The sequence below is a fragment of the Streptodolium elevatio genome, assembly GCF_053592165.1.
Genome location: NZ_JBSFVE010000037.1, coordinates 1 through 20,314, shown reverse-complemented (window position 1 = coordinate 20,314; position 20,314 = coordinate 1). Strand labels below are relative to the sequence as shown.

Below are 20,314 nucleotides of genomic sequence, written 5' to 3'. Positions count from 1 at the left end.
ACGGCACAGCTCCCGAGGGGGCTGTCGGGCTGCTATTCGTAGCCCAGCAGCCCCCTCAGCCGTCCCGCGAGCAGGTCCCAGCGCCACGCCTCCTCGACCCACTGCCGGCCGCGCTCCCCCATCGCCTTGGCCCGTACCGGATCCAGTAGCAGTTCGGCCACCCGCGACGCCGTCTGGCCGGTCGACCGGCCGTCGACGACGTAGCCCGTCTCGCCGTCGACGACCGCGTCGGGCGCGCCGCCGGAGTTGCCCGCGACGACCGGGCGGCTGACCGCCGACGCCTCCAGGTAGACGATGCCCAGGCCCTCCACGTCGAGCCCGCGGCGCCGGGTGCGGCACGGCATCGCGAACACGTCGCCCGCCTCGTGATGGGCGGGCAGCTCGGCCCACGGCACCGGCCCGGTGAACGTCACGGACGCGCGTACGCCCACCTCGTCGACCAGCTTCTCCAGGTCGCCGCGGTACGGGCCGCCGCCGACCACCAGAAGCGCGGCGTCCGGCACCCGGCGCAGAATCTCCGGCATGGCCCGGATCAACGTGTCCTGGCCCTTCCGCTTGACCAGGCGCGACACACACACCACGACAGGGCGGTCCGTGAGGCCGTGGCGGGCGCGCACTTCGGCGCCACCCACGCCCGGCCGGAAGACGGTCTCGTCCACGCCGGGCGGCAACTGCACCATGCGCGCGGCCGCTTCGGGGCTGAGCTGCGGCGCGATCTTCGAGCGCGTGTACTCGCCCAGGTAGGTGACGGTGTCCACGCTGTCACCGATTCGGCGCAGCAGCCGCCTGGAGACCGGCAGTTGTGCCCAGCCCGCCTCGTGGCCGTGTGTCGTGGCGACGAGCCGCGACACGCCCGCCTCGCGCAGCCCGACGCCCATCAGGCCGAGCGGCGCGGCGGCCCCGAACCACACCGCGTCGCACTTCTCGGCGCGCGCAATGTCCTTCGCCCGGCGGGAGACCCACGGATTGGGGATCATCATCTTGGTGGCGTCGCGGACCACGGGGAACGGCTGTTCGCGGTCGAACGCGCGTACCTCGGTGTTGTCCTTCCAGGACGACGTGTAGACGACGACGCTGTCCGGCGGCAGCCGCAATGCCATCGAATGGACGAACGATTGGATGCCGCCCGGCCGCGGCGGGAAGTCGTTGGTGACGATCAGGGTCTTGCGCACGCTTGTCATCGGGTCGAGATGATTTCAGACGGTACGGTGACGCGCACGCCCCGACCGCGAGGGAGAGCATGAGCCGGGAAGCCCGCTGGAGCGCCACCGCCGCCTGGGTCCTGACGCGGACGTGGCTGCTGCTGGTCACGCTGAACGTGCTCTACAACCCGTACCCGATCGTCACCAGCGACGTGTCGGACATCTACGCGCCCTGGGCCGAGACGCTGCGCTCGGGCACGTTCCCGGTGGACGACGTGATGTGGCAGTACCCGCCCGGTGCCGCCGGGGTCCTGCTGCTGCCGATGCTGCTGGTCCCGCTGTCGTACTCGCACGCCTTCTTCGTGCTGATGGTGGTCGCGGACGGCGTCGCGTTCGCCTGCCTGCTGCGCGGGCGTTCGGTGCTGGGCCCGGCGATGTGGGTGGCCGCGGTGCCGATGCTGGGGCCGATGATCCTGTCGCGGTACGACCTGTTCGTCACCGCGCTCGCCGTCGTGGCGCTCATGACCGCCGCGCGCAGCCCGAAGACGAGCGGACTGCTCACCGGTGTGGCGACGGCGGTCAAGGTGTGGCCGGTGCTGCTGCTGATCGGCGCGCCGCGCGGGCGGCGGTCCGTCGAGGTGCTGCTGTGGACGGTGATCGGCGCGGGGGCGGTGGCGCTCGGCTTCGCCGCCGCGTTGCCGGGGGCGTTCGACTTCCTGACCGCGCAGCGGGACCGGGGCATCGAGATCGAGTCGGTGTTCGCCACGCCGTTCCACCTGGCCCGAGCGCACGGCTGGTCGGGAGAGGTGAAGTTCAACTACGGCTCGATCGAATTCCTCGGCCCGCACGTCGACCTGGTGGGGCGCATCAGCCTCGCGGCCAGTGCGCTCGCGATGGTGTGGCTGCTCGTCTGGCGCATGCGGGCCCGGCGGTGGACGCCGGCGACGCCCTTCGACGCGGCGCTCACCGCCGTGCTGCTCTTCGTGGTCACCAGCCGCGTGCTGAGCCCGCAGTACATGGTGTGGCTGATCGGGCTCGCGGCCGTCTGCCTCACCCGCCGCGACACCACGCAGCGCCCGGCCGCGGCCCTGATCCTGGTCGCCGTGCCGCTGACGACGTGGGAGTTCCCGGTGTGGTTCGGCTGGCTGATGGCCGGCGAGCCGGAGGCGGTCGCGGTCCTGCTGGCCCGCAACGCCCTGCTGGTGGCGGCCGCGGCCGTGTCGGCCGTACGCCTGTGGCAGGCCGCTCGGCCGCCCTTCAAGGCCGAGGACTGGCCGGCTCCGGAACCCCGTGCAACTTCGCCCAGTCCCGAGCCAGCGCGATCCGCTCCGCAGTCGATGGATGCGACCCGAACAGCACATGGAGCACCGGGTTCGGGGTGAGGTTGGAGCGGTTCGCGAGGGCGAGCCGCCGCTGCATCGCCACGAACGCGTCCGGGTCGCGCGTCAGATCGAGCGCGTGGACGTCGGCGCGGGCTTCCAGACGGCGGCTGATCAGCATCTGCGCGGGGCCGGACACCGTGGTCACGACCGCGACGACCGCAAGCAGCAGCGCGAGGGCGCGCGGGTCGCCCGCGCCGTCCGCACCCGCCCGGTTCAGCAGCGGCCGCCAGGTCGTCAGCAGGCCGATCACGCAGACCCCGGCCGCCATCCCCGCGGCACCGATCAGCGTGCCGTGCAGGACGTCGTTGCGCTTGGCGTGGCCGAGTTCGTGGGCGGTGATCAGCTCGATCTCGCGCGGCGACGCGCGGCGCAGGGTGGTGTCGTAGACCACGATGCGGCGCGTCGCACCGAAGCCGGAGACGTAGGCGTTGAGTGCGGTGGTACGCCGGGACGCGTCGGCGACGAGCACGTCCTCGACGGGCACGCCGTCCTTCTCCGCCAGTTCCAGCAGCGACGTGCGCAGCGGGCCTTCCGGCATCGAATGGAACTTGTTGAAGGCCGGCTCCACCAACAGCGGGTAGAGGAAGGAGATCGCGACGACGAGGAGCGCACCCGCCCCGGCGGCGATCGGCCAGGCGGCGCGCGGCCAGTGGCGTACCAGCGCGAACAGCGCCAGCGCGACGCCGAGCGCCGGCCCCGCGGACATCGCGAAGCCCTTGGCGGCGTCGAGCCACCAGCCGGACCAGGTCTGCACGGACAGGCCGTACCTGCGGCGCACCACCTCCAGGCGCGCGTCGAACGGCAGTGCCACCGCGCGGCCGATCAGCAGCAGCACCAGCCCGCCGAGCAGGATCTGCCACACCCAGCCGCCGCCGAGCGGACGGGCGACCGCGGCGATCAGCCGCGCGCCGAGCGTGGTCAGGCCGAGCAGCAGGGCGACCACCAGGCTCAGCGCCATGGACAGGTACGCGGGCGGCCGGGCGTGGTCCGCGAGTTCCCGCCCCCGGGCGATCTCCGCGGCGGTGAAGTCGCGGGCCGCGTCGGGGGCCGTCGCGCCGCCGGGGATGTCGGGCAGCGGCCGCCACGGCGTGGTGAGCGCGACCGCAACCAGCAGCACGGCGGCGGTCACCACGAGGCAGACCACCAGCACCTTCTGACCGGACATCGGCCGGCTTCCCTCCCCGTCTGTTCCCCACCGCACGGCCGCGCCGCGGCCGGGCCGCTACTTGACCTGCGCCTGCACGTACGCCGCCCACTGCGTCGTGAAGTCCGCCGGCGAGATCCGGAGGACCGACACGAACGCGCTCGTGAGGCGGCTCTTCTGGTCCGGCTGTCCCACACCGGGCGGCGGCGCCTCGCCGACCGCGCGGTAGAACTCGACCAGTTTCTCCTGTCCCCAGCGCTCGGCGATCATCCGGCAGGCAAGCCAGCCCATCTCGTACGCCTGCGGCAGCGCCTCCTGCGTGGTCTCGAACTGCTCGTCCGCGGGCAGCGTGCGGGGCACCCGCCCCTCGCGGACGTCACGGCGGAGCTCGGGGGCGGCACTGCGGATGGTCTGGCCGGAGTTGAGGTACCCCACGTAGTCCGCGAAGCCCTCGGACAGCCACGTGGGGGTCCAGTTGCGGGTGAACGCCCGGCTCGCGACGTGGGTGATCTCGTGGGTCATGACGACGCGCCGCTCGACCGCGCCGAGTTCGCGGAACGCGTCCGGGTTGACGATGACCCGGTCGGCGGCGGCCGCGTCGACGTCGGCGCCGCGCTCGCCGGTGGTCACCGCGGCGATGCGCGCGTACTGCTGCGGCTCGGCACCGAGCAGGCGGGCCATTTGCTCCTGGTTGGCCGGGACGATCACGACGGCCTTCCCGGCCCACACGCCGCCCCACACCTTGTGGACGTCGGGCACCGCGGTGTCCATGTCCTTCTGGTACGACCGCAGGTCTGTCCCGTCGCCGACCCCGAGCACGATGCCCGAGTCCCCGCGCAGCACCGTGACCGGTCCCAGGTCCCACACCTGCACCGCGCCGCGCATGCCGCTGTCGGTGCCGTCGGTGTCGGCGGCGATCAACCAGGCACCGTCGCGGAGCACAAAGGTCAGGTACTGCGGGCTGCGCACGGGCGCGCTGTCGAAGCCCTCGATGCGGTACGTCAGGTCGACCTGCGCGGCGAACACCGTGGCGCCCGCGAAAGTCGCGAGGCGCTGCTCCGGAAGGGTGAACGCGTCGGCGGCGACCAGTTCGTAGTCCCACGACGCGAAGGGAATCTGCGCCGCGTTGTCGAACGCCGCGGCCTGCGCGTCGTGGAAGGCCTTCGCCGCCGGGTCGATCGTCGCGAGGTACGCGGCGCGGTCGTGGGTCCGCACCGCCGTCGCCCGGCGCTCCAGCAGCCGGGCGATCGCCTCGTTGCGCGGATCGGTGTGCTTCTCCTGGCCGGCGGGCAGGTCGGCGGCCTGTACCGGCGGAGAGGGGCTCGCGCCGGGAGCGGACCCGCGGCTCGAACCGTCCGAGCCCAGGCCGATGACTCCCAGGGCGATTCCGGTGGATATCGCGGCGCAGATTGCCGCGAATACCAGGAGCCACCGCGGGATCCGTCGCGCCCTAGGGCCCCGGTCGTCCACGGACTGATCGTACGAGACCGCGAACGGGGCCACCCGCCGAGTTCCGCGCACCGGGAACCTCCCGGCGTGGGGACCGGGAGGTTCGGCCTCCGGTGGCGCGGTGCGGCATCAGGGGCGGTGAGTCGGCGGACGCGTCAGGAGGGACGGACGACCTTGACGACCTTCATCGAGTGCAGCGGCGCGTAGCGCACGTTGGTGCCGGGCTTGGGGGCGTGGATGATCTGCCCGCCGCCCGCGTAGATCCCGACGTGCGACATGCCGCTGTAGTAGATGACCAGGTCGCCGGGCTGGATCTGGTCGACCGGGACGCTGCGGCCGGCGCCGGCCTGCGCCTGCGAGGTACGCGGCAGCGAGACGCCCGCCTGCTTCCACGCCCAGCCGGTGAGGCCGGAGCAGTCGAAGGAGTTGGGGCCTGTCGCGCCGTACACGTACGGCTTGCCGACCTTCGACGCGGCGGCCGCGACGGCGGCACCGGCCCGCCCGCTGACCGGGACGGTGACCTTGGGGGTCTCGGTCTCCGGCTTGGTGGTGGTCGGCGAAGGCTTGGTGGTGGTCGGCGCGGTGGACGACGGGGTACGCGCCTCGTCGCGCGACGCGCGGTCGTCCGCCTCGATCGTGTCGCCGTGGCCTTCCTCGGCGAGGATCGCGGCGCGCTCGGCCTCGGTCAGCGTGTTCAGCAGGGCCTGGGCCTGCTGGAGCTTCTTCTCGACCTCGGCCTTCTTGGCCGAGAGGTTCTTGCGGGTGTCCTCGAGCTCGCCGAGCTTCGCGGAGGCCTCGGTGCGCTCCTGGTCGAGCGTGCGCTTCTTGGCCTGGATCTGCTCGATCGAGGCGGCCTGCTGCGCGGTGATCTGATCGAGCGCGGCCGCCTTGCTCAGGTACTCGTCGGGCTTCTCCGACAGCATGAGCTGGAGCGTGGGGTCGACGCCGGCGTTGCGGTATTGCGCACTGGCGATCACCCCCATGGTGCTCTGCAGCGAGATGAGGTCGGACTGCTCCTGGGCGATCCGCTCCTGGATCTGCGAGACCTGGCCCTGCAGCAGCTCGGTCTTCTCCTGGAAGCCGTTGAGCTCCTCGGTCGCGACCTCGGCCTGATGGGTCAGCTCGTTGATCTGGGCCTTGACCTGGTCCTTGGAAGGGGCCGGGTCGGCCTGGGACATGCCGGGCGAGAGCGCCACCGCGGTGGCTGCAGCGGCGGTGAGCACGCCGACGCGCGCCTTGCTCGGTTTCTTCGGCCGTCGGTGGGACGCCACGTAGGCGAACTCCTTCTTCCTACGCCCGCCTACCGGGTGAGCTGACGGGTTCGGGCCGGAAGAGACGCCCTACGACACAGACTTCGTGTCGATTCACCCCACGGGGAATGGTTCCCCGGCTCCGGCTCGGCCTCGCGGCCTCGTCGGACTCGGCGGGAGTCCCCGCCGCCGCCCTGGCTGGACGATCGACATTGCGGGCACTCAGCCCGAGACATTAGTGACCCGGGCTTGATCCGTTCAAATCAATCGCCGAAGTTTTACAAGAGATCTCGTGATTAATGCTTCCGGGTCCACCGAGCGTGATCAGAGAGCGACCATCTGTTCATACTTTCGTGGCGGTTTACGGCGTTGTGCGGGCGGCTCGGCGGCCGCTTGGCGCGGCTCCCGAGGAGTCGGCTTCGACGGATCTTCGCGCAGGTCAGGGACGTACCGGAGGGGGCGGGACAGGCCCGCCTCAGCGAGCAGGGCTATGCGGTCGACGGTTTCCGGCGAGAGGTCGAGACACCCGGTAATTCCCGAATTCCGCCCTACGGGCGAATCACCCGTATCGGTGTCGTTACGGCGCATTGTGGGATATCCCACATCCACCACGGCGTGTCGGCACACCGGAACCGACTCGTTGGATTTCGACGCATCGGGCGAAAAGTCCGATTTATCGTCGAGAATTTGAGGGACCACACAATCAGCACACGCCGGACCTCGGGCACGGCACGTACGGCAGCAGACCCGCATGGTCGTCCACCTCTTCCGTTGCGTTCCGATGGAGCTGCGATGGAGCGGTTGCTCCTGGAACACACGGTAGGGACGGGCACTGACACAACGTCACATGTCAACCACGGCGGTCGAGATGGGACGCATCGCACGGGGCGGCGCGGCGGTCAGCCGCGGGCGAGCCGGCGCAGCAGCATCGTCGACGGCACCGGGCGCGCCCCCGCCCGCCTTACACCGTCGGCGACTTCGCGGTCCGACGAGACCACGATCACGGGACGGCCCGGCGGTTCGGCGCGCACCAGGCGGCGGATGAGCTCGTCCGCGGTCTCCCCCGCCTTGCTGAAGCGCACCCGCACCCCGCGGGGCGGGGCGAGCAGCACGGGGGCGTCCAATTGCGCGCCGTCGAACACACAGGTGACCTCGGCGCCGCTCTGCGCGGCGATGACGGCAAGTCCCCCGAGTAGGCGTACGCGCTGCTCCGAAAGGGCGAGCGACGGGTAGCCCGTCTTGGTGACGTTGTAGCCGTCGATCACCAGGTGCGCCTGCGGCAGGCTCAGCAACTGGTCCAGGAGCGCGGGGTCGTCGCCTTCGAGCGCGCGCTTGGCGATGTCCTTGGGGCTCGCCCCCTCGGGCGCCACGGCGTCGACGGTGTCCGCGGGGCGGATGCCGACCGGCGGCAGGGCCAGTTCGCGGCGCAGCCCCTGGGCGGCTTCGAGGACCGTGTCGAGGAGCAGGCGTACGCGCGTGTCCTCCATGCTGCGGCCCTCGCGCGCGGCCCGGCGGCTGGCTTCGAGGGCGGACTCCACCTCGGAGACCCTGCTGCGCAGGCGGCGCGTCTCCTTGTCCGCGGCGGCGATCGCCGTCTGCGCCTCGGCGCGTACGGTCGCCAACTCCGCCTGGGCGCGCTTCGCCTCCTTCTCGGCGTGCTTCGCGCCGCCCTGGAGGCCGCGGACCTGGCGGCGCAACTGCTCGGCCTCCTTGCGGGCCTCCTCCAGGTCGGCCCGCAACTTCTCCTGCTCGGTACGGGCGGCGGCACGCAGCGCGCCAAGCTCCGACTCCAGCCGGTCCACCACGGCGGCGGCCTCGGCGCCCGCACGGTCCTGGGCCGCGCGCTCGGCGGCCTGCCCCGCGGTGTCGAGCAGCGCGACCCACCCGGGCGGCCGCAGGAGGTACGCGGCGGCGGCGACGTCCAGCGGATCGGCCGCGGCGGGCGGGCGCCCCGCGTCCAAAGCCGCCGCGAGGTCCGGGAGTCCGCGGCGCAGGCGCTCCGCTATCCGCTGCCGGAACACCGGGTCGTTCTCCAGCACCCCGGCCAGCGGCGTGGCCGCCAGCTTGGCCCGTCGCGACGGGGTGAACCGGGCGAACTGCCGCAGCGGGACCGGAATCTCGTCGGACGTCATGGCGCCGAGGCCGTCCGCCGCGAGGGCGATCACCCGCTGGCGCACACCGTCGGGCAGCGGCCCGCGGGGCGCGGCGTCGTGGTCGGTGGGGTCGTCGTGAGCGCCGTCCTGACCGTCGGCGTGGGCGTCCGCGCCGGATTCCGGCGCCGACTCGGCCTCGAACGCAGCGCCGGTGTCGGACTCGGATCCCGCCTCGGCCACGCCGTCCGCGTCCGCGTCGGCAGGGCCGTCGTCATCCGACGAGGCCGCGGTGTCGCCCTCGTCCCGCACCGGGGCGGCGCGTCCGCCGGCATTCTCCCCGCCGCCAACGCCGTCCGCGCCGACCCCGGGCAACTGCGCTGCGCGGGTGTCCGCCGTGTCGGCGCCGTTCGCCGGGGCATGGCGCCTGCCGCCGGACAGTGCCGCCCGCAGCAGGGAATCGTCGCCGTACGCGGAACCGCCGCTCCGCGAGTCGTCCGCCGGCGGCTGGGCACCCGCGCCGCCGCTCCGGGCAGCGTGTGCCGCGCCGGGCGACGCCTCGCCGCCGACCGCGGGACCCGCGTAGCCGTTGCCGCCCGAGGCATGCGTGTCGGCCGAACGGTCGCGGCCCGAAGTCGTCTCACCGGGCATGCGGCTGCGGCCCGCGTCGGCCGCCGCGCCGGCGCCCGCCCCCGCCGCGCCTTCAGCACGCCCGTTCCCGTCGCTCGGCGACGCGTCACCGTGGCGCGAGGGAACGGCGAAAGCGCTCCACGTGCGCTCGGATCCGGCTCCCCGCGTGCCCTGACGGCCGGGGAACGGGTGGTCGTGCAGGGCACCGACGTGACCGGCGACGACCAGTTCGTCGCCACCGTCGGCCACGACCGGGCCGGCGAGCCGGTCCGCTCCCGCGAGTTGGTCGGCGCGCTCACCGCTCAGCGGCCTCGGAATCTCGACCGTCGCCGCGGGCGCCACCGCGGCCTGAGGGCGTTCCAGGCCGTCACTCGAAGGGGTGGCGGCAGCATGGTCCGCGGAAGCGGGGGTGCTCCCCGCCGGGCCGAGGAGAAGGTTCGCACTCGGCGGGACGGGCCCGTCCGCGTGCTCCCACGTCGGCTTCGCGGAACTCGGGTTCCCGGGACGCTCCTCGACAGCCCGCACCCAGGAGTCGGAGGACTCGGGCGCGGAGGACTCGGGCGCGGACGTGCCGGAGCCGCGGGCAGCGTGGCCCGGCTCCGCGCGTGTGTCCGACTCGCCCACAGGTCCTCCGGTTCCGTATCGGCCCGGTCTCCCCGCCCCAGGCTGCTCGATTGTGCTCCTGATCATGGCCTGCCCACCCGGACAGCCGGACACGCCTCCCCGCGCCGATGCCGAACCGATGCACAATCCGCGCGTGACGGTGTCCCGGTACTGGCCCGGCCCGCAAGCGTGCCGTGCGCCGGACAAGCCCCGCCACCCCAAACTGCCACATCCGGAGATGACACCGGCGCCGACGCGCAGTCAAGCGGCCCAGTCCGACATGCCAACCCGGAGGTTGCACCCGGCGGGCGGCGGTCCGGACCGCGACCGGGTCCGGGGCCGGGGCTGCGCCGTGCCCGCTCGGCCTGCCACGGGGCGCAAGCCGTCGGGCCTGCGGTGTCACGTACGGCCGACCGGCTCCGGCGCGGTGCCGGACGGGCAGTCGTGCCGCGTACACCCGTACGGCGGCACGCGCCTGCGCCGACGTTCGCACCAGCTGTGGAACGTCGGGGTGCCACCGGCGTGTCGGCAGAGTGCCGACGATGGAGCAGTCGAGTGCCGCGAAGCGGTGGGGTGCCTGTTCGCCTGGGCCCGCCGCGCCGCCCGCGACGACCTCATCTCCGGGACGACGGCTCGGGGTTCGGCGGTGTCACCGCGTGCGGTCAGCGCGCGGCGTCAGGGTGTGGATGCCGGCGCTCCGGCATCGCCGCGGCGTCTCGGCGGCAGCGCGGCGCCGCGCTGATGCCGAGTCGCTGTCGCCGCGCCCGGGTCAGCCCTCCGGCGTCTCGCCGTCCTCCGCGCCCGGGCGGGCCACGAGCTGGACCGAGTCGGTCGCGTTGCACCAGCGGCAGCGGACGGACTCGATGGTGTCCTCGAGGATCTCGCGCTCGTCGACACGCGGTTCGCCGGCGAGGTCGAGGTGGACGAACTCGACCGCCCGAGTCGTCCGGGTCACGTCGAACCGCGTCAGGTTGCCGCACAGCGAGCAGCGCCAACGGGTCGTCTCGCCGGGGGCCGGGACCGACATGCGTGTTCCTCTCTCAGGCTGTTCAGGGACCCGCACCACGCGCCCGGAGCCCGTGCGGCGTACGGCCGTTCGGGAGGGGCGCCTGTGCCGGTGTCAGGGCGGATCCGTACCGTCCGTGGCATGAGCAGCCAGGTACCCGGCCCGTCAGCGCCACTCTCCGTGCCACACACCGGGGCATGCGATGCGGCACCGCCGTGGTCCGGCGTGCCCGCGCGGGACAGTACCGAACCGGCGAGCGCGGTGCGAAACGCGTCCGGCCGCTGGGACCGCGGCACGCCGCTGGACCGGCAGGTTTTCGTGGTCGTCGACCTCGAGACGACCGGCCTCGACGCGGAGCGCGACCGCATCACCGAGATCGCCGCGGTGCGCCTGCGCGGCGGCGACGTGCTCGGCGAGTTCGCGACGCTGGTGGCGCCGGGCGTGCCCGTCCCGGCGTTCATCACCGGGTTGACCGGGATATCGGACGCGATGCTCGCGGACGCCCCGCCGCTGCGCGCGGTCCTGCCGGCCTTCCACGACTTCGCCCGGGACGCGGTGCTGGTCGCCCACAACGCGCCGTTCGACATCGGGTTCCTGCGCGCGGCGTGTGCGGCGTGCGGCGAGTCGTGGCCGCATCTGGTCGTGGTCGACACGCTGGAACTCGCCCGCGCCCTGGTTTCCCGGGGGGAGGTGGCCAACTACAAACTGGGCACGCTCGCGGGGCTGTTCGATTCCCCCGCGCCTTCGACCCACCGGGCCACCGCGGACGCCCGGGCGACCGCGCACATCCTGCGGGCGCTCATCGCACGCCTGCGGCGCGCCGGAGTGCACGACCTGTCCGGTCTGCTTCGGTGCACCGGCCATCCGAGTGAACCTCAGGCGGTTTGAACCCCCAGCCTGCCAGGCCGAGAAGCGGACATCACGTGACGATAGGGACATGCTGCTCCCCGTTCACGACGCCAACCCGGTGCGCCGCACCCCCGTGGTCACCTATGCGTTGATCGTCCTCAACGTGGTGATCTTCCTCGTGAGCCCGCTCTCCGGGTTCGGGAGCGGCGACGTGGATCCCGAGGCACGCGTGTGCGCCGAGAACGGCTACTACTACGAGTACGGGGCCATTCCCAAGGAACTCGTGGGCGGCGGCGGGATCGTCGACCCGCCCGACATCGTGGCCACCGAGCGCGGCCCGGTGCGCTGCGCGACCGCCCCCGATCCCGACAAGATCCCCGAGCTGTCCGTGCTGTTCGCGATGTTCATGCACGGCGGCTGGGTGCACCTCATCGGCAACATGCTCTACCTGTACGTCTTCGGCAACAACGTCGAGGACCGCATGGGCCGGGGCCACTTCACGCTGTTCTACCTGGCCGCCGGGTACCTGGCGACGTACGGCTTCGCGCTGCTCAACCCCGGATCGGCGCAGCCCCTGGTGGGTGCGTCGGGGGCGATCGCGGCGGTGCTCGGCGCGTACCTCTACCTGTATCCGAAGGCACGCGTCACCAGCCTCGTGCCGTTGCTGCTGTTCCTGCCGCTGCGCTTTCCCGCGTGGGCGGTGCTGGGCTTCTACTTCGTGCTGCAGTGGCTGTACTTCCAGGGCCTCGGCGTCAACGGCGATGCCGATGTCGCCTATTCGGCCCATCTGGTGGGCTTCGCGGCGGGGTTCGTGTACGCGTGGGCGCTCTACCACCGCCGACGCGCCCCGCGTACGCCTGTCGACGCCCCCGCGCCCGGCGCGTCCGGTGCGTCCGAACCGCTTGTGCACGCCTTCCCCGCCGCACCGGTCATCCCGCCCCCGCCGACCTACCCGCCGCCGGGAACGCCGTCGGGGCCGAACGGATGACCGGGGCCGGATAGGCTCGTACCCCCCGCACCGACCGAGGAGAGGCCGCCGCTGTGATCACCGCGATCGTGCACGTCAAGGCAGCCGTCGACCGCATCCCCGAGATCGCCGAGGCGATCACCGCGATCGACGCGGTGAGCGAGGTGTACTCGGTGACGGGCGAGTTCGACCTGGTCGCCATGGTCCGGGTCCGCGAGCACGACGAGTTGGCGGACGTGATCCCCGGGCGCCTCAACAAGGTGCCGGGTGTCCTGCACACCGCGACGCACATCGCGTTCCGGACCTACTCGAAGCACGACCTCGAGGCCGCCTTCGCGATCGGGCTCGACGACGGCTTCTAGCCGTGCTGCCCGGCTGAGGCGGTCGGGTCGGCGCTCAGGTCGGCACACTCGGACCGGCGCTCGGACCGGCTGATCAGATGACCGCCGGGCCGCGCGGGTCCGACTCGGGCACGCAGCGTCCGCCGTCGGTGCGGTACGTCCACTTGGCCCCGCGCCGCACCAACTCCCGTGCGGCGTCCACGAAGCGGTCCACGTGCTCGTCCGGCGTACCGGCCCCGAAGCTGACCCGGATCGCGTTGAGGTTCTGCTCCCCCGACGGCGCGTCGGGCGCACCGCACTCGGTCGGCGCGTCGGCGCGCCCCCCGAGCAGGCGACGTACGAGCGGGTGCGCGCAGAACAGGCCGTCGCGCACGCCGATGCCGTACTCCGCCGACAGCGCCGCCGCGAACCGCGAGCTGTTCCAGCCCTCGACGACGAACGAGAGCACCGAGACCCGGGCGGAGTCGGGGCCGAAGAGGTCCAGCGTGCGCACCTCGGGGATCTCCGCGAGTCCCGCCCGCAGCCGGGCGAGCAGCGCTTCCTCGCGGGCCGCGAGCGTGTCGAGGCCGGCTTCGGCCAGCGCCCGGCACGCGGAGGCGATGGCGTAGGCGCCGATCACGTTGGGCGAACCGGCCTCGTGCCGGGCCGGGCCGGAGTTCCACTCGACGGCGTCCGCGGTGACCGAGCGGCTGGCGCCGCCGCCCGCGAGGTAGGGCTCGGCGTCCGCGAGCCAGTCGCCGCGCCCGGCGAGCACGCCCGCGCCGAACGGTGCGTACAGCTTGTGCCCGGAGAAGGCGACCCAGTCCACGCCGAGCCCGGCGAGCGAGACGGGATGGTGCGGCGCGAGTTGCGCGGCGTCCAGCACGATGCGCGCGCCGTGCCGGTGGGCGACCTCGGCCAGTTCACGAACCGGGAAGAGCTCCCCGGTGACGTTGGACGCGCCGGTCACGCACACCAGACGCGGCCCGTCGCATTCGTCGGCGGCGAGCGCGGCGTCGAGGGTCGCGACCGCTTCGGCGTGGCTCGACGGGGCGTCCAGATGGGTGACGTCGGCCGTGCGCCGCCACGGCAGCAGCGCCGCGTGGTGCTCGGTCTCGAACACGAACACCCGGGTGCCGGACGGCAGTACGGATGCCAGCAGGTTCAGCGAGTCGGTCGTGCCGCGGGTGAACAGGACCACGTCGTCGGCCCGGGCGCCGACGTACTCGGCGACCGTCGCGCGGCTGCGCTCGTAGAGGTCGGTCGACAGCTGCGACAGGTAGCCGGCGCCGCGGTGCACGCTGCCGTAGTAGGGCAGGTAGGCGCTGACGTCGTCCCACACGCGCTGAAGGCAGGGGGCGCTCGCGGCGTAGTCAAGTGCGGCGTACTCCGCTTGGCCGCCTGTCACCAGCGGCACCCGCACGTCGCGGCCCACGACCGGGAGCGGGGGACAGGCCGAAGCCGCGATCGCATCGGACGAAAGCGGCGAAACAGGGGCGAATGCGACGGCAGTCATGGCTGACCCTCCAGGGCTGGGGACCCCGGATGCCGTGGCTCGTGGAGGTCCGCGCTTGCCGGAGCACCCTTGTGTCCGGCCTGGTCATCACCCGGGGCACCCCACCGCGGAGGAGGGTTGCCGGACAGCAAGCCGGGGCCAAAACGCTGTCACTCGTGACCTGGAAGGAATTATTACCGCAGGATCGCCGGTCTCTCAACACGGATATTCGCCGTCTTGGCATACGAGACGACCATCGGTCGAACATGAGACGCCGGGTGTCCCGTAGGTGGGACAGGACGCCGACACCTGGAACGTCACCCGGACGGCACCGGAACGCCAGACGGGCACGCGGCAGTTGCCGCGCGCCCGTCCGAGTCATCGCGCAGACCGTCCGATCCGGCCGAGCCGGCGGCGTCCGAGGCTTCTTGCGACTCCCCGACCGGCCTCGGTCGTCGGCCAAGTCGGCCGGTCAGCCGGGTCAGCCGAACGAGCGGGTCGCCTCCACCCACCGGTCGAGTACCGCCTGCGCCTTGCCGGAGTCGATCGCGTCCGCCGCCCGCTCGATGCCCGACGCGAGCTGTTCGCTCAGCGGACCGTGCCCCGGGCCGAGCGCCGCGAGCGCCGCCGCCGAGTTGAGCAGCACCGCGTCCCGCACCGGCCCGCGCTCCCCCGCCAGCAGCCGGCGCGCGACGTCCGCGTTGAACGCCGCGTCGCCGCCGCGCAGCGCTTCGATCGGCTCCAGCTTGACGCCGAAGTCGCGCGGATCGACGGCGTCTTCGTGCACCTCGCCGTCGCGCACGACCCACACCTTGGAGGTGGTCGTGATGGTCAGCTCGTCGAGACCGTCGTCGCCCCGGAACACCAGCGCCGAAGTCCCGCGCCGGGCCAACACACCCGCCATCAGAGGCGCCATGCGCGCGTCCGCGACACCGATGGCGGTGTACGGGGCGCGCGCCGGATTCGTCAGCGGGCCAAGGATGTTGAAGGTCGTCTGCACACCCAGCTCACGCCGCGCCTGGGCGGCGTGCCGCAGCGCCGGGTGGAAGCGCTGCGCGAAGCACAGCGTCACCCCGGCCTCGACCGCCGTCCGCGCCACCTGCTCCGGGGTCAGGTCCAGCGACACCCCGAGGGCCTCCAGGACGTCGGCCGCACCGCTCTGCGACGACGCCGAGCGGTTGCCGTGCTTGACGACCGTCGCCCCCGTCCCCGCGACCACGATCGCCGACATCGTGGAGATGTTGACGGTACGGGCGCGGTCGCCACCGGTGCCGACGACGTCGACGATGGGGCCGGGCACCTCGATGGTCACCGCGTGCGCGTACATGGAGTCGACCAGGCCCGTAACCTCGTCGACGGTCTCGCCCTTGGCACGCAGCGCGACCACGAAGGCGGCGATCTGCACGGGCGTGGCGTCGCCGGTCATGATCTGGTCCATCGCCCAGGCGGTGGTGCCCGCGTCCAGGTCCTCGCCGCGCATCAGGGCGGTCAGGACGTCCGGCCAGGAACGGGCCTGCCCGGGGTTGGTGCTGTTCACCGCTACCGAGGCCGAGGCGCCCATGGTCCGCTCCCGCTGAGGTGTCCGATCAGGTCGGACTCAGCGTAGCCGCGGGCGGCAAGGGAATTCCGTCGTGTCCGCATGACGACATCCGGCCACCGGACCGCCGGTCGGAACCGACCGCCGCAGGCGGTTCACGGCGAAAGTCGTACGACTCCGAAAGCCGCCCATGCAGGAGGACACCCCCGCAACGCCCGCGGGGCCGGTGCCGGCGAGACCGCGGTCGGACGCGGTCAGACCGCGGTACGCGCGGCAGCGCGCTTGCGCAGCTGCTCGGCCGCCGAAGCCGCCAGCGTCACCGGGTCGAGCGGGTGCGACACCACCGCGTCGGCTCGGCACCACGTGGCCAGCCACGCATCCTGCGGACGGCCGACCAGGACGAGCACGGGCGGGCAACGGTAGATCTCGTCCTTGAGCTGGCGGCAAATGCCCATGCCGCCGGCCGGGGTCGCCTCGCCGTCCAGGATCACCAGGTCGACGCCGCCCTTGTCCATCTTGGCGATGACGGCCGGTTCGGTGGCGCACTCGAAGTACTCCACCCGGGGTGCGTCCGCGGCGGGCCGGCGTCCGAGCGCGAGCATGACCTTCTGACGGGTGTTGCGGTCATCGCTGTATACAAGGACGGTCATGGTGTCGCCGCTGTGCGCCATTGCCACCTGCCCTGGTCTCAAGAGGGCCGATCACCCGGGTGTGATCCGCGTTACAACACCGCGGATGCTACTCCTCTTGATTCACCGGCTCCAAGCTCTTGATCAATCCGATAGGTGATCCCCCGGCCGATCCGCGCCCGGATCCGCACCGCGATCCGGGTGGCGACCCGAACGCGAACCAGTCGGGCCGGCCGGCTCACGGACGCCCCAGCAGGATCCAGCCCTCCGCGTCGCCGCCCAGCCGCTGCGCCAGACCCGCCATGCGGGTGCGCTCCCGCGCGAGTTCGAGCGCCGTCACGTGTTGCGGACGGTCGGCGTACGTGGCCCCGTCCGGCCCCGCCGTCACGACCCACCCGTCCGGCGCGAGGATCCGCGCCGTCGCGGCGACCGCCGCGGCGTCCGGCAGTCGCAGGACATGACGCAGCATCAGTTGCCGCCCCTCGACGATCACCCCGGCCTCGGCGAGATCGGCGAGCACCGCGGAATCGGCGCGCGCCGGGTCGAAGCTCTCCCCGACGACGACAAGGGTGCCGTCGTCGACGAGCGGCGGCTCCGGCTCCTCGCGCCTGCGCCGGAACAGCCTTCCGATACCTGCCTTGACCATGTCGCGAACGCTACCCGTATCGCCCGGTGTCGCTCGTTCGGCTTACTCGGCACGCCCGACCGAGAGATTCACCCTCGCCCTGATAGCGCGTCAGAATCGGCCCCGTTCAGCTCCCGCACAGCTCCTTACTAGGCGCGATTGGCCGAATGGCGGCCCTCCGGGAACACCGCCCCGGGTTAGACACGTTCACCGAAGGATGCCCCCCGAAGCGCGGCCCGATCCGGCGACCGCAATAATGGCGGCCGTGGCGACAGCAACAGCAGTAGAAACCGGGCACGCACATGGGGCGGTCGACCGTCCCAACTTGGTCAGCATCGGCACGATCGTCTGGTTGGCGTCGGAGCTGATGTTCTTCGCGGCCCTCTTCGCGATGTACTTCACGATCCGGTCGGTCCAGGGACCCGAGATCTGGGAACAGGGCACGGAGATGCTCAACATCCCGTTCTCGTCGGTGAACACCACGATCCTGGTGCTCTCCTCGCTGACCTGCCAGCTCGGCGTATTCGCCGCGGAACGCGGTGACGTCAAGAAGCTGCGCATGTGGTTCGTGATCACATTCGTGATGGGCGCGATCTTCATCGGCGGGCAGGTGATGGAGTACACCGAGCTGGTCAAGGAGAACCTGACGCTCTCCTCGTCGGCCTACGGCTCGGTCTTCTACCTGACCACGGGCTTCCACGGCATGCACGTGACGGGCGGTCTGATCGCCTTCCTGTTTGTCCTCGGCCGCACGTACGCGGCCAAGCGGTTCACCCACGAGCAGGCCACCAGCGCGATCGTCGTCTCGTACTACTGGCACTTCGTCGACGTGGTGTGGATCGGGCTTTTCGCCACGATCTACCTCATCAAGTAGAGACGCCGCACCCGGTCCCACTCGACAAAAACGACGAAACCAACCGAGGTTTTTGGTGAAGAAGCTCTCCGCACGACGGCGCCATCCCCTGGCGGCGCTTGTCGTCCTACTCTTCGCGCTCGCGGCGACCGGGGGGCTGTACGCCGCTTTCGCGCCCGCCAAGAAGGCCCAGGCCGAGGATGCGCCGACCGCACTGGCCAAGATCGAAGAGGGCAAGAAGCTCTACCTGAGCGGCTGTTCGAGCTGCCACGGCCTCAACGGCCAGGGCACGAGCGACGGCCCGTCCCTCGTCGGCGTGGGTCCGGCCGCGGTCGACTTCCAGGTCATGACCGGCCGCATGCCCCTGCAGCAGCAGGGTCCGCAGGCGCCGCGCAAGCCGGTCGTCTACACCCAGGCGCAGGCCGACCTGCTCGGCCTGTTCATCGGGTCGCTCGGTGCGGGTCCGGCGGTGCCGCGCGAGGATGAGTACGCCCTCGACGGCGACATCCAGGAGGGCGGTGAGCTCTTCCGTACGAACTGCTCGCAGTGCCACAACTTCTCCGGTGAGGGCGGCGCGCTCCCCGAGGGCCGCTTCGCCCCCTCGCTGAAGGACGTCGACCCGAAGCACATCTACGAGGCCATGCTGACCGGCCCGCAGAACATGCCGTCGTTCCCCGACACGATCATGCCGCCGGAGCAGAAGAAGGCCATCGTCACCTACATCACCGGTGTGACGAAGGACGAGCCCAACCCGGGTGGCCTCGGTCTGGGCCGCCTCGGCCCGGTCTCCGAGGGCCTGTTCGTGTGGATCTTCGGGCTCGGCTTCCTGATCGCCGCCGCCATCTGGATCGCCGCTCGTACCCCCAAGGCCAGGACCAAGTGAGTAGCCACGAGGACATGTCAGAAGAGAAGCTGCCGGCGGCGCACGCCCCGGTCGGGGCTCTCGACCCGTTCGCCGACCCGGGTCTCCCGGAACACGAGCCGCGCCGCACCGACATCGACGAGAAGGCCGCCAAGCGGGCCGAACGCCAGGTGTCGCTGCTGTTCGTGATCTCGATGCTGGCGACGGTCGGCTTCATCGCCTCGTACGTCACCATCGACAAAGACAAGATCGTCGACATCTTCTTCTTCGGGAAGATCGGCGCGCTGAACATGGCGCTGGGCTGCACGCTCGGTGTCGCGCTGTTCTGCATCGGCGCGGGCGCGGTCCACTGGGCGCGCACGCTGATGACCGACGAGGAGATCGTCCAGGAGCGCCACGAGCTGGTCTCCGACCCGGACGTCCGCGAAGCGGCCATCCGGGAGTTCCAGCAGGGCGCCGCGGACTCCGGCATCGGCCGCCGTCCGCTGATCCGCCGCACGATGATCGGCGCCATGGCGCTCGTCCCGCTGTCCGGCGTCGTGCTGCTGCGCGACCTGGGCCCGCTGCCCGGCACCAAGCTCCGCGAGACCTTCTGGGGCGAGAACAAGCGGCACGGCCTCAACGGCGGCAACACGCTGATCATCAACGAGAACACGCACGAGCCGCTGCGTCCCGAGCACATCATCAAGGGCTCGCTGACCATGGGTAAGCCGAAGGGTCTCGACCAGGAGATCGAGATCGACGGCCGGACCGTGATCAACGAGGAATACCTGACGGAGATGGGCAAGGCGGCGATCCTGCTGGTGCGCCTGGAGCCGGACGAGATCAAGTCCAAGAAGCAGCTGGACTGGTCGCACGAGGGCATCGTGGCGTACTCGAAGATCTGCACCCACGTGGGCTGCCCGATCGGCCTGTACGAGCAGCAGACGCACCACCTGCTCTGCCCGTGCCACCAGTCGACGTTCGACCTGGCGGACGACGGCGCCGTCGTCTTCGGCCCGGCCGCCCGCTCGCTGCCGCAGCTGCAGATCAGGGTCAACGAAGAGGGCTTCCTCGAGGCCGTCGGCGACTTCCACGAGCCGGTCGGCCCGAGTTTCTGGGAGCGTGGCTGATGGCATCGACGACGCACGGCAACAAGGCGGCCGCGGGTCCGGTCCCGGACAACGCCGCCACCAAGACCGCGGACTACTTCGACGAGCGCCTGGGCATCTACGGCGCCGCCAAGAAGAACCTGCGCAAGGTCTTCCCGGACCACTGGTCCTTCATGCTGGGTGAGATCGCGCTCTACAGCTTCATCATCATCCTGCTGACCGGTGTCTGGCTGACGCTGTTCTTCAAGCCCAGCATGACCGAGGTCGTCTACGACGGCTCGTACGTCCCGCTGCAGGGCATCCACATGTCCGAGGCGTATGCGTCGACGCTGGACATCAGCTTCGACATCCGCGGTGGTCTGGCGATAAGGCAGATCCACCACTGGGCGG

Annotated in this window: 16 protein-coding genes, 2 pseudogenes and 2 riboswitches; of the genes and pseudogenes, 8 read left to right on the top strand and 10 right to left on the bottom strand. The window is 71.7% G+C overall.

The genetic code is table 11. The features are described from left to right. Window positions 1-32: 32 nt before the first annotated feature. Window positions 33-1,181: a glycosyltransferase family 4 protein gene (locus tag ACWD12_RS38340; protein ID WP_450103503.1), complete on the bottom strand. Its 1,149-nt coding sequence runs from the start codon at window positions 1,179-1,181 to the stop codon at window positions 33-35. 59 nt (window positions 1,182-1,240) lie between these two features. On the opposite strand from ACWD12_RS38340, the gene ACWD12_RS38335 reads away from it, so the two are divergent. Further along, the gene (locus ACWD12_RS38335) at window positions 1,241-2,524 is read left to right on the top strand and encodes a glycosyltransferase 87 family protein (RefSeq protein ID WP_450103502.1); all 1,284 of its coding nucleotides are present in this window, start codon (window positions 1,241-1,243) and stop codon (window positions 2,522-2,524) included. Here ACWD12_RS38335 and ACWD12_RS38330 read toward each other — a convergent pair. The 5 genes and pseudogenes from ACWD12_RS38330 to ACWD12_RS38310 all read right to left on the bottom strand — a co-directional run. After that, window positions 2,505-3,482 (bottom strand): annotated as a pseudogene (locus ACWD12_RS38330) (M48 family metallopeptidase); the annotation flags it as partial. The gene ACWD12_RS38335 and the pseudogene ACWD12_RS38330 overlap by 20 nt on opposite strands. Window positions 3,483-3,746: 264 nt before the next feature. Beyond that, on the bottom strand, window positions 3,747-5,138 hold the full coding sequence (locus tag ACWD12_RS38325) for a hypothetical protein (RefSeq protein WP_450103501.1): 1,392 nt from the start codon (window positions 5,136-5,138) through the stop codon (window positions 3,747-3,749). Between the two features lie 134 nt (window positions 5,139-5,272). Next, window positions 5,273-6,388, bottom strand: a complete 1,116-nt coding sequence (locus ACWD12_RS38320) for a C40 family peptidase (RefSeq protein ID WP_358350785.1) — start codon at window positions 6,386-6,388, stop codon at window positions 5,273-5,275. A 10-nt stretch (window positions 6,389-6,398) separates the two neighbouring features. Further along, window positions 6,399-6,553, bottom strand: a riboswitch (cyclic di-AMP (ydaO/yuaA leader). A gap of 713 nt (window positions 6,554-7,266) precedes the next feature. Beyond that, window positions 7,267-8,700 carry an NYN domain-containing protein gene (locus tag ACWD12_RS38315; RefSeq protein WP_450103524.1) on the bottom strand — a complete coding sequence of 478 codons (1,434 nt, stop codon included), beginning with the start codon at window positions 8,698-8,700 and terminating at the stop codon, window positions 7,267-7,269. A 1,759-nt stretch (window positions 8,701-10,459) separates the two neighbouring features. Continuing rightward, on the bottom strand, window positions 10,460-10,717 hold the full coding sequence (locus ACWD12_RS38310) for a hypothetical protein (RefSeq protein ID WP_358350788.1): 258 nt from the start codon (window positions 10,715-10,717) through the stop codon (window positions 10,460-10,462). A 240-nt stretch (window positions 10,718-10,957) separates the two neighbouring features. On the opposite strand from ACWD12_RS38310, the gene ACWD12_RS38305 reads away from it, so the two are divergent. The 3 genes from ACWD12_RS38305 to ACWD12_RS38295 are packed head-to-tail and all read left to right on the top strand — an operon-like array spanning window position 10,958 to window position 12,874. Continuing rightward, complete coding sequence (locus ACWD12_RS38305) at window positions 10,958-11,584, top strand: exonuclease domain-containing protein (protein WP_450103500.1); 627 nt, start codon at window positions 10,958-10,960, stop codon at window positions 11,582-11,584. A gap of 49 nt (window positions 11,585-11,633) precedes the next feature. After that, entirely contained in the window at window positions 11,634-12,533 is a 900-nt protein-coding gene (locus ACWD12_RS38300) for a rhomboid family intramembrane serine protease (protein ID WP_450103499.1), read from the top strand. A 53-nt stretch (window positions 12,534-12,586) separates the two neighbouring features. Continuing rightward, window positions 12,587-12,874 carry an Lrp/AsnC family transcriptional regulator gene (locus ACWD12_RS38295; RefSeq protein ID WP_358350797.1) on the top strand — a complete coding sequence of 96 codons (288 nt, stop codon included), beginning with the start codon at window positions 12,587-12,589 and terminating at the stop codon, window positions 12,872-12,874. 73 nt (window positions 12,875-12,947) lie between these two features. On the opposite strand, the gene ACWD12_RS38290 is transcribed toward ACWD12_RS38295, so the two are convergent. From ACWD12_RS38290 to ACWD12_RS38275, 4 genes are all read right to left on the bottom strand, one after another. Beyond that, complete coding sequence (locus tag ACWD12_RS38290) at window positions 12,948-14,348, bottom strand: aminotransferase class V-fold PLP-dependent enzyme (RefSeq protein WP_450103498.1); 1,401 nt, start codon at window positions 14,346-14,348, stop codon at window positions 12,948-12,950. Window positions 14,349-14,394: 46 nt separating this feature from the next. Further along, a riboswitch (SAM riboswitch) is annotated at window positions 14,395-14,509 on the bottom strand. 299 nt (window positions 14,510-14,808) lie between these two features. Next, window positions 14,809-15,888 (bottom strand): anthranilate phosphoribosyltransferase, encoded by a 1,080-nt coding sequence (trpD, locus tag ACWD12_RS38285; protein ID WP_450103497.1) that lies wholly within the window; start codon window positions 15,886-15,888, stop codon window positions 14,809-14,811. A 230-nt stretch (window positions 15,889-16,118) separates the two neighbouring features. Next, complete coding sequence (locus tag ACWD12_RS38280; RefSeq protein WP_450103496.1) at window positions 16,119-16,514, bottom strand: hypothetical protein; 396 nt, start codon at window positions 16,512-16,514, stop codon at window positions 16,119-16,121. Window positions 16,515-16,731: 217 nt separating this feature from the next. Further along, window positions 16,732-17,139 (bottom strand): hypothetical protein, encoded by a 408-nt coding sequence (locus ACWD12_RS38275; protein ID WP_450103495.1) that lies wholly within the window; start codon window positions 17,137-17,139, stop codon window positions 16,732-16,734. Window positions 17,140-17,374: 235 nt separating this feature from the next. On the opposite strand from ACWD12_RS38275, the gene ctaE reads away from it, so the two are divergent. The 4 genes and pseudogenes from ctaE to ACWD12_RS38255 all read left to right on the top strand — a co-directional run. Continuing rightward, window positions 17,375-17,992 carry an aa3-type cytochrome oxidase subunit III gene (ctaE, locus tag ACWD12_RS38270; RefSeq protein ID WP_358350831.1) on the top strand — a complete coding sequence of 206 codons (618 nt, stop codon included), beginning with the start codon at window positions 17,375-17,377 and terminating at the stop codon, window positions 17,990-17,992. Window positions 17,993-18,047: 55 nt separating this feature from the next. Then, the gene (qcrC, locus tag ACWD12_RS38265; RefSeq protein WP_450103494.1) at window positions 18,048-18,854 is read left to right on the top strand and encodes a cytochrome bc1 complex diheme cytochrome c subunit; all 807 of its coding nucleotides are present in this window, start codon (window positions 18,048-18,050) and stop codon (window positions 18,852-18,854) included. A gap of 14 nt (window positions 18,855-18,868) precedes the next feature. Continuing rightward, window positions 18,869-19,945: a cytochrome bc1 complex Rieske iron-sulfur subunit gene (qcrA, locus tag ACWD12_RS38260; RefSeq protein ID WP_358350812.1), complete on the top strand. Its 1,077-nt coding sequence runs from the start codon at window positions 18,869-18,871 to the stop codon at window positions 19,943-19,945. Then, window positions 19,945-20,314 (top strand): annotated as a pseudogene (locus ACWD12_RS38255) (ubiquinol-cytochrome c reductase cytochrome b subunit); the annotation flags it as partial. The gene qcrA and the pseudogene ACWD12_RS38255, both read left to right, overlap by 1 nt.

Coding starts and splice junctions, on each gene's coding strand:
- ACWD12_RS38280 (WP_450103496.1), bottom strand. CDS start 16,514: ATGACCGTCCTTGTATACAGCGATGACCGCAACACCCGTCAGAAGGTC.
- qcrA (WP_358350812.1), top strand. CDS start 18,869: ATGTCAGAAGAGAAGCTGCCGGCGGCGCACGCCCCGGTCGGGGCTCTC.
- trpD (WP_450103497.1), bottom strand. CDS start 15,888: ATGGGCGCCTCGGCCTCGGTAGCGGTGAACAGCACCAACCCCGGGCAG.
- ACWD12_RS38275 (WP_450103495.1), bottom strand. CDS start 17,139: ATGGTCAAGGCAGGTATCGGAAGGCTGTTCCGGCGCAGGCGCGAGGAG.
- ACWD12_RS38335 (WP_450103502.1), top strand. CDS start 1,241: ATGAGCCGGGAAGCCCGCTGGAGCGCCACCGCCGCCTGGGTCCTGACG.
- ACWD12_RS38310 (WP_358350788.1), bottom strand. CDS start 10,717: ATGTCGGTCCCGGCCCCCGGCGAGACGACCCGTTGGCGCTGCTCGCTG.
- ACWD12_RS38340 (WP_450103503.1), bottom strand. CDS start 1,181: ATGACAAGCGTGCGCAAGACCCTGATCGTCACCAACGACTTCCCGCCG.
- ctaE (WP_358350831.1), top strand. CDS start 17,375: ATGGCGGCCGTGGCGACAGCAACAGCAGTAGAAACCGGGCACGCACAT.
- ACWD12_RS38300 (WP_450103499.1), top strand. CDS start 11,634: ATGCTGCTCCCCGTTCACGACGCCAACCCGGTGCGCCGCACCCCCGTG.
- ACWD12_RS38290 (WP_450103498.1), bottom strand. CDS start 14,348: ATGACTGCCGTCGCATTCGCCCCTGTTTCGCCGCTTTCGTCCGATGCG.